This window comes from Candidatus Mancarchaeum acidiphilum, assembly GCF_002214165.1.
Classification (GTDB): Archaea; Micrarchaeota; Micrarchaeia; order Micrarchaeales; family Micrarchaeaceae; genus Mancarchaeum; species Mancarchaeum acidiphilum.
Genome location: NZ_CP019964.1, coordinates 912,297 through 925,493, shown reverse-complemented (window position 1 = coordinate 925,493; position 13,197 = coordinate 912,297). Strand labels below are relative to the sequence as shown.

Here is a 13,197-nt window from a genome sequence, read left to right as displayed (position 1 = left end):
GATGCTAAACAGCAATATGCTTTCCCACCCGCAGGCAGTACACACATATCGTTAGCATGCTTAGCTTCCGAGTTCGGAAAGGGATCGGGCGTTTCCATGCTCCTATTACCGTTTAACATTGTATATTGACATGCTAAACCTTATAAACATTACTCTCAAATTCATATAATTAAGGTTAACCTTAATTTGACTTTTGACGTAAATTTTGTAAACCATTTAAGGTTATCTTCCATATAAGTATGATTTACCTAGTGATTGATTGGCTGAAGATAATTTTGTATCATATATGAAGGAGCAAGGAAGCAGAGTGAACAAGCTTCTTGAGGAAGTTCTTAGTGACAAGAATGTTGATCAGAATATAGAGAAACTTCTTGGAAGAGGGGGCTATGATTACGATACGGACGCAATAGAGAAAAGCGTCATGGATCCTGCATGGTACCTCATATCGCAAGGAGGCAAAAGGCTAAGACCGGTATTCACATCGCTTGTGATAAGCCTTTTCAAAAAGAATCCTGATGATTACATAGAGTTCTCCATAATACCAGAGGTCCTGCATACAGCAACACTTATACATGATGACATAGAGGACCGGTCAGTCAAAAGGAGAAATGTTGACTGTGTACACATAAAATATGGATTGGATATAGCGCTTAACTTGGGAGACTTTATGTTTTATTTCCCAATGAAAGCCCTTATAGACAGCAGCAAGCTTGAGAACGAGCAGAAGATCAAGATAATGCAGCTTTACATTGAGGATATGCTAAAGCTTGGCATAGGACAGGGAGTGGATTTGGCATGGCATAACTTCCTTATAAACCCTAACAATATAAGCGAAGAAAATTACATGAGGATGGCATTTGACAAAACTGGCGCCCTTTTAGGATTTGCCGCAGAACTTGGTGCGGTTATCGGAGGGGCAACGGACAGGCAGATAAAACTGCTTGGGAAATTCGGTGCGACGGTTGGTGTTGTGTTTCAGATAAAAGATGACCTTCTAAACATAGAAAAGTCAAATGTATCTGAGAGCAAAGGGGGAGTAGGAGATGATATAACAGAAGGGAAGATAACTCTGCTGGTGACACATGCGATTAAGGAAGCAGATGAAAAGGATAGAAGCAGGCTTCTTGAAATCCTGAAATCCCATAGCTCTGACCCTAAGTTAAAAGAAGAGGCTTCGAACATACTGATAAAATACAACTCAGATGGCTATGTTGAAAAGATAGCCGATTCATTGATAAATGACGTATGGAATGAAGTGGATAAGGAGTTCCCGGATTCACACGGGAAGGAGCTTATCAAGCAGATGGTTGGTTTTGTACTTAACAGAAATTTCTGAGTGATTATATGGATGCAAACGACGCTAAAAGTTTTAAGGATTTCATATCCCTTTACAAGGACAAGGTATACGGGTTGATAGATGGATATCTTCCTAATGGCGAGCCTTCGGCTTACTTTGAATCAGTGCGGTGCTACACAGATAGGAAAGGTCAGTATAGAAGGCCTTCTTATGTACTGTTGTGGAGCTTGCTGTATGGAGGCGATATTGAGGAAGCCATGCTTCCCGCTGCATCGCAACAGGTTTCAGAAGACTGGCTGCTTATGATTGACGATTGGATGGATGACAACAATCTGAGAAGGGGAGGCCCTTCAGCACACCTAATCTATGGTGACAGGTATGCGATAAATGCAGCAAGCAACTTGCAATCGATAAATTGGAAAATAGTGTATGATGCCTGCAAGAAGCTAGGACCGGAAAGAGAGAAGAGGTATTTTGACAAATTCTATGATATGATAAACGTAACGCACCAGGGCCAGTACAGGGACATCCATCTTACATCTGATATAAAAGATATAACAAAGTTTACTCGTGAGGATTACTACACTTCCATACATGCAAAATCAGCTTATTACAGTGTATATGGGCCAATGCAGCAAGGTGCAATAGTTGCAAATGCGGATGAAAAAGTAATTGGTGAAATAAAGGAGTATGGAACCCCGGCAGGTTTGGCTTTTCAGATAAAGGATGATATACTTGATTGCACTTCAACTACGGATCAGCTAGGAAAATCTATAGGCACTGACGTTAGGGATGGAGTAAAGACTATAATACTTTGGCATGCGGTTCAGGATGCATCCCAAGATGTATTGAACAAACTTGCAGAAATTTACAAAAAGAAGCCGGTCGATAAAAGCAAGGAGGAGATTGGTTTTGTGCTTAATCAATTCAATGAGTTGCATTCAATTGATAAATCAAAGGAGGATATGCAAAAATTGGTTGATGAAAGTGTAGAAAAATTCAACAAGTACACTTCTGATATACCAGAATCACACATAAAGGAATTGGCAAGAGAAAGCATTGGATATGCAGCAAATAGGAGAAATTGAATCGGTAAGGCCTGTGCAATTGCACAGGTCTGCATATCCTAGGGTTAGGCATGCATATTTGATTAAGATTTGGGGTTTTTAAATTTTAGCTATGCCTTTTGTTTTACTTGTGGTGAAATATCTTAATGTAGCAAGGTATAAATAATTTTACTTAAATAAACAAATGAGTAATGCGTTGACTTAACGCAATACAAAGCAAGTCGTGAAAGGAATCTTATCCTAGGGTTAGAGAATGGCAGAAGCAGACGAGAGTATCAAGAAAAATGTAAATTTTCTTCTGGAGAAGAAAAACAAAGAATACTCTATGGATTCATTGAAGGATCCTAAGCAGCTAAAGGTGAATGATTTGGCAACTTCAGCAAGCATGGCCGAACTGTTAAACCTCTTTGTCGAGTCAAAGAAGCTTTCTGAGGCTTTGCTTGAAAACTGCATGGTTGATGAAACATACCTTGCTACTGTGGAGATAAATGCGGAATCCATAAAGCTGAAATCAATGACCAAGGGTTGAATTTATTTTTTTTTATTTTTAGTATTTTAGCAGGGAATATATTGGGTAATCTTTTAATTTGTCTTTTCCTTTAAGGTCTGAAAGTTCTATCATGAAAGTCAGCTCGGATACTTGACCTCCAAGCTTTTCGATCAACTTTGCTGCTGCGCCTGACGTCCCACCTGTAGCCAACAGATCATCGACTATGATCACCTTGTCCCCTTTTTTTATTGAATCTTCATGCATTTCGAGAGAATCACTTCCGTACTCCAATTGGTAATCTATTGAGACTGTATGATAGGGCAACTTTCCTTTTTTTCTAATTAGAAGCAACCCGGAGTTTAATTCGTTTGCCAATGCCGCGCTGATTATAAAGCCTCGTGAATCTATACCTGCTATATAGTCATAATCCAAATTCCTAATGTGGTCGGCAAGAAGCTTTATTGAAGCCGAGAAAGCATATTTGTCCTTTAGTAAGGGGGTTATATCCTTGAACATTATACCGCTCTTCGGAAAATCCGGCACATTCCTTATGTAATTCTTTAGTTCCTCTGCATCCATTTAAACACCATTTTATTATTAGGGCAATAATTAATATAGGTTTCAAATTTTATGTTAATTGGTTGACACTTATGATTGATTTTGGCAAATTCAGGATTGAATGCTGCAACGGCGTATATTGCCCGAGCGATGATTCATTTCTTCTTGGAGATATTGTAGAGGAATACAGTTTTGGCAAGGTTCTGGATTTAGGTACTGGTAGTGGCTATTTAGGTATTATTGCGGCACTCAAAGGTGATGATGTGACATTCGCAGATATAGACACAAATGCACTTGAATGCGCCAGGCAAAATGTGGCACTAAATCATTTAGAGGGCAAATTTGTTGAGACGGATTTGTTTTCAGGGATTAAAGGAAAGTTCAATACTATAATATTCAATCCCCCCTACCTTTTATCGGATAAATTGGTTGATAAAGCTCTTGATGGAGGATTTGATGGCAGGCAGGTGATAGATAAATTTTTAAGTTCTGTAGGCAATCATCTGCTTACGGAAAATCAGGTTTTGCTATTGGAGAGTTCCCTTAATTCTTATGAAAAGGATGCAAAAGAGTTAAGTGCCGAAGTCTTCGAGAAAAATTTATTCTATGAGAAGTTGGCGGTCCTGAAATTTAGCTTGTAACCCTATATATTAAATATTTGTTTTGCCACAATAATATTGTGTGTATATGGTCGAATTTGAAGTGGTTGATATTAAAAAGGACGAAGAAATAGAATTCATTTTGGGGCAAGCGGGTTTTATAAAAACAGTCGAAGATTTATATGAAGCTATAATTTCGTCAACTCCTGAGGTATTGTTTGGATTAGCATTCTGTGAGGCCAGTGGAAAGCAGTTAGTAAGAAGCGAAGGCAACGATGACGAACTGAAGCATTTGGCGGAAGAAAATGCACTTAATGTAGGGGCGGGCCATTGCTTCCTAATATTCTTCAAAAAGGCATTTCCGATAAATGTTGTGAACAACATAAAAGCGGTTCCTGAAGTGTCTGGCATATACTGTGCCACTGCAAATCCCGTACAGGTAATAATCGCAAAAACACACCAAGGAAGAGGGATAATGGGAATTGTTGATGGTATGCCTTCTAAAGGCATAGAAACTGATGAAGATAAGGAATCAAGGTACAACATGCTTAGGAAATTCGGATACAAACTATGATTCTTGTTATGGCTTGTAGGTTGCTTTTATAAAATTCCCATTTACCTTTATTTGGGCTTTAAGCCCTGCTTCTTCTCCATATTGCTCCAATTGTTGCTTTGAAACCATGTGGCTCTTTGCAACACAGTACTCAAAATGCTCGGACAAGGATTTTCCTTTTGACAGCAGGAATTCGTATATATCGATTTCGCCCCCCTCTGCCAAAAACTTTGACAGGTATTTAAGGGAGCCTTTCTTGTCGTTCCAGTGGTGCATTGACAGTGAACTGATAATTATATCAAACTTCTTGTCAAAGGGCACATATGTACTGCTCCCCACTGCAAGATTTACATTTGGATTCCCTTTGAATCTATTATTAGCTATCTTTACCATGTATTTGGATGGATCCACTCCGTAGATGTTGAACTTTCTGCTTTTGGAAAGTTGGTATATTACACTTCCGACACCAAACCCTACATCGAGCAGACTTTGGAATTTTTTATTGCTTAAGTCTCGCTCTACGAATCTGTAGAACCTTGACATGGAAGGCACCTTTTCTGCAAGCAAGTAAAGTTCGGACGATAGAAAACCGAATTTCTCTTCCCCTTCCTTATAGTAATTTTTCAATGAGGCACCTAAGAGTAAACTTCTTTTGCCATTGCGGCCATCTTGTCTGCCTCTGCCTTAATCTTTTCTCTATCGGATAATTCAATGCTCTCCGTAAGTGGGGCGCCCGCTGCATTGAAGTGGCCGTTTCCACCCATCTTGTTTGCAAGCTTTATGCAATCGAGCTTTCCCTTTCCTCTTATACTTATCTTTGCCATGGGTACATTAACAAAAATTGATATATCTGAATTCGTTAGGTCGCTCACTATCAAACAGGCTTTTGTGCTGTTAATATTACCTCCAAATCCAATACCTATTTTATAATCCTCGTTTATGCTGTAATCGAAAACCATGCTTTTTAGCTTCTCAAGGTTTTCGCTTTCCTCCTTGTTGTATAATTGAGCAGTTTCATTTATTTTTTCGTTGTTGAAATCTTCTTCAGATACAAAGTTCACCAATTCTACTAAGGCATTATCTGAACCGTGGTAATTTGAGTAAGTTATGTATTTTATTATATTTAGAAGGAAATCCTCTAGGTTTGGGAGATTGAAATCAGTCTTGTGGGTAAATGCTGCAATTTTCTCCCCAAAACCCTCGTCAAACCTTCCCTTAATCAGTTCTCTGAATGTTAGTTCAGCACCGCAGAACTTATCATTGTCCCCCACAACAGCAAAATCACACATCTTTGCAACTTTTTCTACAGTTTCATTGCTCCAGTTATGATGATCCAGCCAAATTACATAGGAATCTTTATCTTTTAAATAGCTTATCAAGCTTTGATATGCAGGTATCAATGGTTCATCCAAACCAAGATCCGTTATTATCACGAACATTTTGCTTAAGTTCATCGCTTTTATCTTTTCAGTTATTGCATTTATTGTCGAACTCTTATAGTCTCCAAACATAAGATTACTGTCAGGAATGTTGAAGTAGTGTTTTATTATTGCTGCGGAGCCTATTCCATCGAAATCTTCTCTATGCGTAATGCTTATTATATGGTCCTTTCTATCGAGCATTTCCTTTACTGCTTTATCCATATTAAAATTGTCTTTGGCAAATTTCAATTCCATTATATCACCTTTAATTATTGTTAAGCTTAATTACGATTGATTCAATATAGTAACATAGGTTGTAGTCCTATCTGCACCTGTTTCCACAGTCCTAGTTTCATTTATAATTTCAAGTATGTTGGGCTTCTCATATATGCATGGTACTCCTGGATAGCACCTCGGTCCCATAGCCCCTTGCAGGGTTATTTTGTATTCTGAAAATGGCTTTAATCCCTCGAACTCTTGGGTCATCTGTATTATCGTGGTGGAGTTGCTTGTAGTTGAATTCACTTTATAACTTTCATTGGAACTGTTAAATGGATGATTTATCCCTACGGACCTCGTTATGCCCTCTCCTGAGAGGTTCAGGTCCAGAGAATAGAAGAATGTGTCTGGAGTCTTTATATAAACTATTATGTTTGCAGTTCCTTGTGTTTTATTTAACGGAATTTCATAGGATAATCCTACCAAAGCTAATACTGCTATTATAATTATTATGACTATAACGGCAATCCATATTGACTGGTTGCTTGCAGTTTTTTGGGATTTTGGCATTTGACTCATTTTAATTTATCAGTTCTGGATTAAATAATTTACCATTACCAGAATTAAAGGCATTGATTAAGAATTCTTGCTGTAAAATAAGCTTGTATTTAATTGTAATCAAAGGCAGCTAAATGGAATTGGAATATATTTACTTGATTGTCTTCATTGCGCTTATAATGCTGCTTAGGCTTAGGAGGCAAAAGAAAGGGTATAAAGCAAGCACGGCTAGGATATTCAGGTACCCTGCGATTTATATTGTGCTTTCTCTGATTCTGGTCGCCTCTGCATTTAATATAGTTATTTTTGCGGTTGCTTTGCTGGCTATATTGGTCGGCTATGCGGTTGGGACTATTTTTGGGTCTAAATCAAGCATATTCTATTCCAATGGAAAGATAATGTACAGGCGCTCAAATGAGATATTTGCAATATGGCTTGCTGCATTTGTGGCAAGGATAGTTATAGAGTTCATGCTTCCTGATGATTTAGGATTGCAGGCGCTTACCACTACAGCTTCGAGTGCTTTTTCGGGAATAGGTTTTTGGTACTCGTTGGTTGATATACTGCTTGCTTTCAGTGCAGGGATGCTTTTAGGGGAATCGATACACCTTTACAGAAAGTACAAAAATGCGAAACATGATGGAAGTGCATAACAGGTATTTGGTGCTTGGGCATAATTTGGTTTGACTTATTCCACTGTTAAAGTGTGTAGGGTTCTATGCCAACTTTTGTAAACAAAATAGGAAAGTGTAAAAGGATATCTAGTTTAGTTTACTTTAAAAAGGTAATAGTATGGCTTTTGTGGATTCGCTTGCAGTGATGCTTCTGGCAGTAGCGATGAGTGCTGCGTTTATTGCTTATTATCTTGTTGGGATAGCCAAAGGAAAAAAGATGGACAGCTTGGCAGGTCCTATATTTATGCTAGGAATTTTCGACTTCCTGAGTGGATTTTACATGAGCTTCTTCTGGCCGCTTCCTGGGGCATACAATATGCTTTTTGGAGACCCTATGCTTATGCTTGGGATCATAATGATTGCGGGAGGGTTTGCAATTTACAAGAATACTGATGGAAGGCCCATATCGTTAATAGGATTCTTTCTTGGCATTTACCTTTTTGCAGAAAGCTATGGAATGGTTGCTTACCACTTAGAGGCAGGAGCTGAACTGCTGTCAGCCCTTGGATTTTATCTTGTTTCAGGGCTTTCGGGTTTCCTGTCTCCTTTGGTTTACTTGAAGTCCAAGAATAATAATAAGAAGGCTTATTATCTCTTGGCAGCCTTGCTAGTTCTTGTGGTACTGGCAGCAATGTTCATAGGAACAGCTGCAATCATTGGGCATCTGAGTTCACCTCCTTGATTTTATGGCATCAGGTGAACTTTCTTTTCTTTTCTGCTTGATTTCTTAAGCTTATACCAAATTAGAGTACAGCTTCAAAATAGGAAAGTTACACATAGGAAATTTATAATTGAATAAGAATGCAAAGATTAACTGATATTATTTTTGGAAAGTAAAGTGCTAGGCACTTTACAGCGTATTGGAAGTTTTTCAGCGGGTAAGATTATGCTTTTTGGCTACGCGGTATATTTCCACCCCTCCAAAAAGAGGTACTCCCATACAACCTAAAAAGATGGCTGCATAAAGTAATCCCGAAGGTTCATTGGACTGGCTTATAAATGATGCAGAAATTATTACTATTACAATCCCTATGACTAGAGTAAGGAATATGCTAGAAGGACCGACAAAATAGAAAAGTATGCTATTCAAAAATGTATAGAATACAATATCTCCTACAATAGCGCCAAATATTATCATAACCACAAAACTTAAGCCACTTATCATTCCAATTTTAGAGGCCTGCATTCCCGTGCTTGAATCCTTAATCTGTCCATCCATAAGATTACCTCGAATCACTCTGTACTTTACAATAGAGCATTTAAATTACCGTCAACTTATTGCTTTATATTATTTATGATAAAAGGGGTTATAGTAATTTGGGTCTTTACACCCTAAAATACTTATTTCATATATTAACAGTATTACTTTTAGGATGTTACTTTTTGGGCTAATGCAGTCTTTATTTTTTCAAGTTGGTCATTAGATATATCTAAAACCTTTTTAAGTTCTTTACTTTTAAAATAGCTTAAAATTGTATCGATATAATTATTAGAACCCTTTCCTTTTTCCAATGACTTAAGATTAAAATAAATATAATAAACATCATGTTTGTTTTGTTTTCTTTTAAAATAGAGGATAAAATTCTTTTCAAAAAGTTTTGGTATCTGATCTTTTAATTTTGGTACTTCTTTATGTGCTTGAATTTTATTATTCAGTGGATAGAAATTTGTTTTAGTTATTAAACCAAATTTTATTACTTTTATTTTATTTTTACTTTTTGTTCTAGTTGGATCTTTAGGTTTAGGGAAGGCAGGCTTAATTTCCTCAATAGATGTATATGAATACACGTATGGTTCTTCTAAAATCAGCAAAAGAGGAGATATTTTATTAGATGGAACAAGAGTTTTGATAGTATTATATATCCAAGTAATTACGATAGGTGTTTCATCAGCTAATTTAGGCATTATTTTATTGAATATCTGGAGATCTAATAACATTTTGTCACTTAAAACTAAAATAATTTAGATATTAAAATTTAAATATCTATAATTATGACGTATTTATTAAATTAACTTATTTTACTAAACCCAATATTAAGTGAGTTGGTATTAAGTAATAGAGTTTTGAGATTTTAGATTTAAAGTGCGCCAGGGTAGGGATTTGAACCCTAAAGCCCTTTCGGGCACCGGTTGGCCTGTTTTGCATCACTAATCAGCTCTTGATGTCCTAAAAACTCAAGACCGGCGCGTTACCGGTTTCCGCCACCCTGGCAACATACCTATCTTTCAAAAAGAAAGTATTTAAATATACACTTTTTGATGAGTGAATGATATATAAAAAATTCCGTCGAATTTTTGGGTTTGGCCTTTGCAGGAAGCGTTCTGCAAAATCAGAAAACATTTTTGCCTTGGATTTTGGCAAAAAGCTTGGCACTTTGCACAGATACGAAAAAGTTGCTTTTAGTTTTTATGGGAAAAGCAGTTTGATTTATGAATATGGATGGAAGAATGCAGACGGATCCTTGATTTTGGATATGGAAAAGCAGAAAAACCTCAATATTTTAATTTCTGGGGCAAGCGGCTCTGGAAAAAGTACATTATTGAAGGACCTGCTTATACAGATGAAGGACAAGGTTCCTATATTGCTCTTGGATCCAAACGGAGAGCATAAGGAACTTGTAGAACTTCTAAATGGCACTTATAGAGATTCTGATTACAGTGGGATAAATCCGTTTGGCCTTGATGGCATTAGCGTTAATGACAGGATATCGGAATTGTTTTACCTTTTTTCAACTGTGTTAAACTTGGGTAGCCATCAATCTTATAGGCTAAATAGCATACTTAGGTATGTTTACAGAAATAAAGGTGTAGTAAATTTTGACCTTCCTGAGCTGCCCTCTACCCCTAATATGTATGATCTTTTAAAGGAGATAAATACTTTTATTGATAATTCTAGATCAAAGCCCGACTCTTACTCATTGGAAAATATGAAGAACAAATTTGAGCTGATAAATAGGCGCTCGCTAAATGATTCATCGTTTGATGTTAAATCCTTGCTTAAAGGCACCAATGGGATAAACCTTGCAAAGTTGAACAATAAAAATTTGAGATTTATATACCTGCATGAACTTTTCAGCAGAATTTACCAGCACATGCATTCTCTGGAATCGAAAGGAGGCACCAAACTGTATATTGTCATAGATGAAGCAGACACGTTGCTTGATGAAGATATTTACATGAAGGTGCTATCAAAATTCTTTGAAGAAGGGAGGAAGTATGGGTTTGGCATCATAGCTGTTACACACGAATCTTCGTCTTTGAACAAACAGATTATAGCCAATTCAAATTTAACACTGTCATTCCAGTCAAAGGAGCCCACAGAACTTAATTATCTTTCAAATATATTTTCCGGATCTATAAATGAGAAAAACAATGTTATAAAAGCGGCCTTAAGCTCACTAAATACAAACGAGTTCATAATTCATGACCCTGTTTCAAAAGGGCTTTTCAAGGTAAAGGGAAAGAGCTATAATGAAATTTCCAAGAGTATTTTTAACAGCGATTTTGCAGGTTATGCCAATTTGCTTTACAGATATGCAAAATATCCTGTGGAATTAAACTCTTTGCTCACACACCTGCCATTGGAATCAATATCCTACGGGCTTAAAAATGGTATTATAAGTAAATACCTCTATAAAGGAAAACTCTATATAATGGCCAATAAGTCAAACCTTAGCATCGAACATGAAATATCCGTAAACGAAATAATGAATTACTTAGATTTGGTCAGGGTAAGGAATTTCAAGGGAACGGGAAGGGGAAAACCGGACATAGTGGCTTATTATAATGGATTTAGGATTGCTGTAGAATATGAGACAGGCAAAAAGAATTTTGGATCTTCAAAAAGGATGATTGAAGAAAGGATAAAGCATTATTCTGCTGTAATAGTGGTAGTCCATGAAAAAAGTTACCAGTACTACAGGGATTATTTAAAACTAAATGATGTGCATGTTGTGCCCTCAAGCAATCTTCAGGCTATAGAGAGTATAATCAAATCTATTGGAGGATAGACTCTTTCCTGAAACTTTTTATTCCAAGATACATTATTATTGCATCCAATATTGCCAATATCACAATTGCAGACACGAGGAATTCGACATTAAGCACTGCCAGCCCTATTATTGATGCAAACGGGAGCACCAGAATAGGCAGTACAAGCAGTGTGCTTATCTGCTGCGCTTCTTTAACACCTTTGACGTGTGATGATACCAGAACGACAAGACCTATTGAGGCAGTTGCCAGAAACGGTGCGGTCCCAAGCATCAAAAGCCATGGTATGGTTGGTAGTATTGCAAAGTGAAAAACACTTATTGAAAAGTAATCGGTAACGGCTCCATATATTCCGAATATGGCAAGAGTCAACAATATTGTAGGCACAAAAGAGGCCAATATCTTTCCTGAAAGGAGCTCGGATTTTGAGATTGGTGTGGACAGCAATGATTCTGAAGTGCCTCTTTCCTTTTCTCCTGCAAAGCTGTCTGCCGCTATCACAGATGCTGTAAATATAGGCATTGTCAAAAATACCGGCCCTAGCACGTTGACAGAGAAGAATTCCATGAATTTTATGCTTCTTATGCTGCTTGACAGAACGGATGACGAAACCTTTATGGTTGTCGGAAGGAGCTTTGAAGTTATTGTAGGTGCCGCATACAAGGTTATGTAAAATGTCATTACTGGAAGGATTATCGCAAAGAATATAGGTATTCCGAGCATTGGCCCATATATTGATATGCTAGAGAAGGTTTCTTTTAAGTCCTTCTTCATCAACGTTAGCGCTTTGAAAAATTGCATGCTTATATATAAATTCCACATTTAAAAAATCTTTAGGTTAATTTGCAGAAAACTTCAAATCTGATAGTATATAGAGTTTAGTCAAAAACAAATACTTTTAATATTTAACATTATAATGTTATTTGGGGGTAATTAATAGGTGATAGTATGTTCGAAATAAAAATAGATGACGCAAAGTACTGGAAGAACTGCACAGACTCGATTGTCAGCTTGGTTGACGAAGGGTCATTTTACATTTCAAAAGAGGGCATCAATTTAAAGGCCATGGATCCATCTGGAATAAGTATGGTGTCATTCCAGGCCCCGAATAAGATATTTTCAAAATTTGATGTGTCCGCAAAAGCGGAAGCAAAGGCAAAATCTGCAGATTCTGATGGCGAAAAGGAAAGCAAGGACAAGGAGGAGAAGTCTTCAGGATACTATATAGGCTTGAATTTAAGCAATTTCAGCAAGCTTTTGAACAGCGCAAGGAGTGGAGAGCAGCTATCAATGAAGGATAAGGACAACAAGATGATACTGGAGTTCCTGAGCAGCAATGGACATAGGAGCTATATACTGCCAATGATAGATGTGAAGAAATCTACAGACTCGGAACCAAAGATAGAGTTTGATTCATCAATAAGCATAAAGAGCGACTATTTCAAAGGGATATTGAAAGATGCAGCACAGCTGTCAACCTATGTTGGTTTCAAGCTTGAAGAGGATACCCTTATAGTTTCCGCAAAGGGAGATGCAGGAGAGCTTGAAGAAGAATTCAAAAGCGATAATGAGCAAATACACAAGATCGACACTAAAAAACCTTCTTCAGCAACATTTAACCTTGATTACCTTAGCAGGATGATAAGCGCCTGTCCATCCAGCGAAACAATCACCTTGGAGATGAAGTCGGACCAGCCTATAAGGCTGAACTATAATATAGGGGACGCTAAAGTTTCTTACTATCTTGCTCCTTATATGGAGTGAATTTTTC

General features: G+C 37.3%; 16 protein-coding genes, 1 tRNA gene and 1 rRNA gene. 9 read left to right on the top strand and 9 right to left on the bottom strand.

The genetic code is table 11. The features are described from left to right. Nucleotides 1-3: 3 nt before the first annotated feature. Nucleotides 4-116, bottom strand: a 5S ribosomal RNA gene (gene rrf, locus Mia14_RS04875). Between the two features lie 143 nt (nucleotides 117-259). Between rrf and Mia14_RS04870 the strand changes: the two genes are divergently transcribed. The 3 genes from Mia14_RS04870 (at nucleotide 260) to Mia14_RS04860 (ending at nucleotide 2,893) form a co-directional block, all read left to right on the top strand. Then, nucleotides 260-1,336 (top strand): polyprenyl synthetase family protein, encoded by a 1,077-nt coding sequence (locus tag Mia14_RS04870; protein WP_088820562.1) that lies wholly within the window; start codon nucleotides 260-262, stop codon nucleotides 1,334-1,336. An 8-nt stretch (nucleotides 1,337-1,344) separates the two neighbouring features. Continuing rightward, nucleotides 1,345-2,385 carry a polyprenyl synthetase family protein gene (locus Mia14_RS04865; protein ID WP_088820561.1) on the top strand — a complete coding sequence of 347 codons (1,041 nt, stop codon included), beginning with the start codon at nucleotides 1,345-1,347 and terminating at the stop codon, nucleotides 2,383-2,385. Between the two features lie 232 nt (nucleotides 2,386-2,617). Beyond that, nucleotides 2,618-2,893: a hypothetical protein gene (locus Mia14_RS04860; protein ID WP_088820560.1), complete on the top strand. Its 276-nt coding sequence runs from the start codon at nucleotides 2,618-2,620 to the stop codon at nucleotides 2,891-2,893. Between the two features lie 18 nt (nucleotides 2,894-2,911). On the opposite strand, the gene Mia14_RS04855 is transcribed toward Mia14_RS04860, so the two are convergent. Further along, the gene (locus tag Mia14_RS04855; protein WP_088820559.1) at nucleotides 2,912-3,433 is read right to left on the bottom strand and encodes an adenine phosphoribosyltransferase; all 522 of its coding nucleotides are present in this window, start codon (nucleotides 3,431-3,433) and stop codon (nucleotides 2,912-2,914) included. Nucleotides 3,434-3,504: 71 nt separating this feature from the next. On the opposite strand from Mia14_RS04855, the gene Mia14_RS04850 reads away from it, so the two are divergent. Together Mia14_RS04850 and Mia14_RS04845 are read left to right on the top strand one after the other, a co-directional pair. Further along, the gene (locus tag Mia14_RS04850; RefSeq protein ID WP_088820558.1) at nucleotides 3,505-4,053 is read left to right on the top strand and encodes a HemK2/MTQ2 family protein methyltransferase; all 549 of its coding nucleotides are present in this window, start codon (nucleotides 3,505-3,507) and stop codon (nucleotides 4,051-4,053) included. A gap of 46 nt (nucleotides 4,054-4,099) precedes the next feature. Continuing rightward, on the top strand, nucleotides 4,100-4,585 hold the full coding sequence (locus tag Mia14_RS04845) for an adenosine-specific kinase (protein WP_088820557.1): 486 nt from the start codon (nucleotides 4,100-4,102) through the stop codon (nucleotides 4,583-4,585). Between the two features lie 6 nt (nucleotides 4,586-4,591). Here the strand turns inward: Mia14_RS04845 and Mia14_RS04840 are convergent, their stop codons facing one another. From Mia14_RS04840 to Mia14_RS04830, 3 genes are read right to left on the bottom strand one after another with little or no spacing between them, the layout of a single operon-like run. Continuing rightward, nucleotides 4,592-5,191: a class I SAM-dependent methyltransferase gene (locus Mia14_RS04840; protein WP_088820556.1), complete on the bottom strand. Its 600-nt coding sequence runs from the start codon at nucleotides 5,189-5,191 to the stop codon at nucleotides 4,592-4,594. Between the two features lie 8 nt (nucleotides 5,192-5,199). Continuing rightward, nucleotides 5,200-6,240: a DHH family phosphoesterase gene (locus Mia14_RS04835; RefSeq protein ID WP_088820555.1), complete on the bottom strand. Its 1,041-nt coding sequence runs from the start codon at nucleotides 6,238-6,240 to the stop codon at nucleotides 5,200-5,202. Nucleotides 6,241-6,270: 30 nt separating this feature from the next. Next, nucleotides 6,271-6,774, bottom strand: a complete 504-nt coding sequence (locus Mia14_RS04830; RefSeq protein ID WP_088820554.1) for a hypothetical protein — start codon at nucleotides 6,772-6,774, stop codon at nucleotides 6,271-6,273. 122 nt (nucleotides 6,775-6,896) lie between these two features. Here Mia14_RS04830 and Mia14_RS04825 point away from each other — a divergent pair, with 122 nt between their 5' ends. Then, the gene (locus Mia14_RS04825; RefSeq protein WP_088820553.1) at nucleotides 6,897-7,415 is read left to right on the top strand and encodes a CcdC protein domain-containing protein; all 519 of its coding nucleotides are present in this window, start codon (nucleotides 6,897-6,899) and stop codon (nucleotides 7,413-7,415) included. A gap of 139 nt (nucleotides 7,416-7,554) precedes the next feature. After that, nucleotides 7,555-8,118, top strand: coding sequence for a DUF981 family protein (locus Mia14_RS04820; RefSeq protein WP_088820552.1), 564 nt, complete (start codon nucleotides 7,555-7,557; stop codon nucleotides 8,116-8,118). A 189-nt stretch (nucleotides 8,119-8,307) separates the two neighbouring features. Here the strand turns inward: Mia14_RS04820 and Mia14_RS04815 are convergent, their stop codons facing one another. The 3 genes from Mia14_RS04815 to Mia14_RS04805 form a co-directional block, all read right to left on the bottom strand. Continuing rightward, nucleotides 8,308-8,655, bottom strand: a complete 348-nt coding sequence (locus Mia14_RS04815) for a hypothetical protein (RefSeq protein WP_088820551.1) — start codon at nucleotides 8,653-8,655, stop codon at nucleotides 8,308-8,310. Nucleotides 8,656-8,804: 149 nt separating this feature from the next. After that, nucleotides 8,805-9,374: a hypothetical protein gene (locus Mia14_RS04810; protein WP_088820550.1), complete on the bottom strand. Its 570-nt coding sequence runs from the start codon at nucleotides 9,372-9,374 to the stop codon at nucleotides 8,805-8,807. A gap of 148 nt (nucleotides 9,375-9,522) precedes the next feature. Continuing rightward, nucleotides 9,523-9,648, bottom strand: a tRNA-Ser gene (locus tag Mia14_RS04805). A gap of 55 nt (nucleotides 9,649-9,703) precedes the next feature. Between Mia14_RS04805 and Mia14_RS04800 the strand changes: the two genes are divergently transcribed. Next, entirely contained in the window at nucleotides 9,704-11,446 is a 1,743-nt protein-coding gene (locus tag Mia14_RS04800; protein WP_088820549.1) for an ATP-binding protein, read from the top strand. Here Mia14_RS04800 and Mia14_RS04795 read toward each other — a convergent pair. Next, on the bottom strand, nucleotides 11,433-12,200 hold the full coding sequence (locus Mia14_RS04795) for an ABC transporter permease subunit (protein ID WP_157891476.1): 768 nt from the start codon (nucleotides 12,198-12,200) through the stop codon (nucleotides 11,433-11,435). The genes Mia14_RS04800 and Mia14_RS04795 overlap by 14 nt on opposite strands. Before the next feature lie 174 nt (nucleotides 12,201-12,374). Here Mia14_RS04795 and Mia14_RS04790 point away from each other — a divergent pair, with 174 nt between their 5' ends. After that, a complete protein-coding gene (locus Mia14_RS04790; protein WP_088820547.1) occupies nucleotides 12,375-13,190 on the top strand; it encodes a beta clamp domain-containing protein in 816 nt (271 codons plus the stop codon). Nucleotides 13,191-13,197: the final 7 nt, after the last annotated feature.

Excerpts from the sequence above, each read along its gene's own strand:
- Mia14_RS04865 (WP_088820561.1), top strand. The coding sequence starts at position 1,345 with ATGGATGCAAACGACGCTAAAAGTTTTAAGGATTTCATATCCCTTTAC.
- Mia14_RS04860 (WP_088820560.1), top strand. The coding sequence starts at position 2,618 with ATGGCAGAAGCAGACGAGAGTATCAAGAAAAATGTAAATTTTCTTCTG.
- Mia14_RS04855 (WP_088820559.1), bottom strand. The coding sequence starts at position 3,433 with ATGGATGCAGAGGAACTAAAGAATTACATAAGGAATGTGCCGGATTTT.
- Mia14_RS04850 (WP_088820558.1), top strand. The coding sequence starts at position 3,505 with ATGATTGATTTTGGCAAATTCAGGATTGAATGCTGCAACGGCGTATAT.
- Mia14_RS04845 (WP_088820557.1), top strand. The coding sequence starts at position 4,100 with ATGGTCGAATTTGAAGTGGTTGATATTAAAAAGGACGAAGAAATAGAA.
- Mia14_RS04835 (WP_088820555.1), bottom strand. The coding sequence starts at position 6,240 with ATGGAATTGAAATTTGCCAAAGACAATTTTAATATGGATAAAGCAGTA.
- Mia14_RS04830 (WP_088820554.1), bottom strand. The coding sequence starts at position 6,774 with ATGCCAAAATCCCAAAAAACTGCAAGCAACCAGTCAATATGGATTGCC.
- Mia14_RS04825 (WP_088820553.1), top strand. The coding sequence starts at position 6,897 with ATGGAATTGGAATATATTTACTTGATTGTCTTCATTGCGCTTATAATG.
- Mia14_RS04820 (WP_088820552.1), top strand. The coding sequence starts at position 7,555 with ATGGCTTTTGTGGATTCGCTTGCAGTGATGCTTCTGGCAGTAGCGATG.
- Mia14_RS04815 (WP_088820551.1), bottom strand. The coding sequence starts at position 8,655 with ATGGATGGACAGATTAAGGATTCAAGCACGGGAATGCAGGCCTCTAAA.
- Mia14_RS04810 (WP_088820550.1), bottom strand. The coding sequence starts at position 9,374 with ATGTTATTAGATCTCCAGATATTCAATAAAATAATGCCTAAATTAGCT.
- Mia14_RS04800 (WP_088820549.1), top strand. The coding sequence starts at position 9,704 with ATGATATATAAAAAATTCCGTCGAATTTTTGGGTTTGGCCTTTGCAGG.
- Mia14_RS04795 (WP_157891476.1), bottom strand. The coding sequence starts at position 12,200 with ATGAAGAAGGACTTAAAAGAAACCTTCTCTAGCATATCAATATATGGG.
- Mia14_RS04790 (WP_088820547.1), top strand. The coding sequence starts at position 12,375 with ATGTTCGAAATAAAAATAGATGACGCAAAGTACTGGAAGAACTGCACA.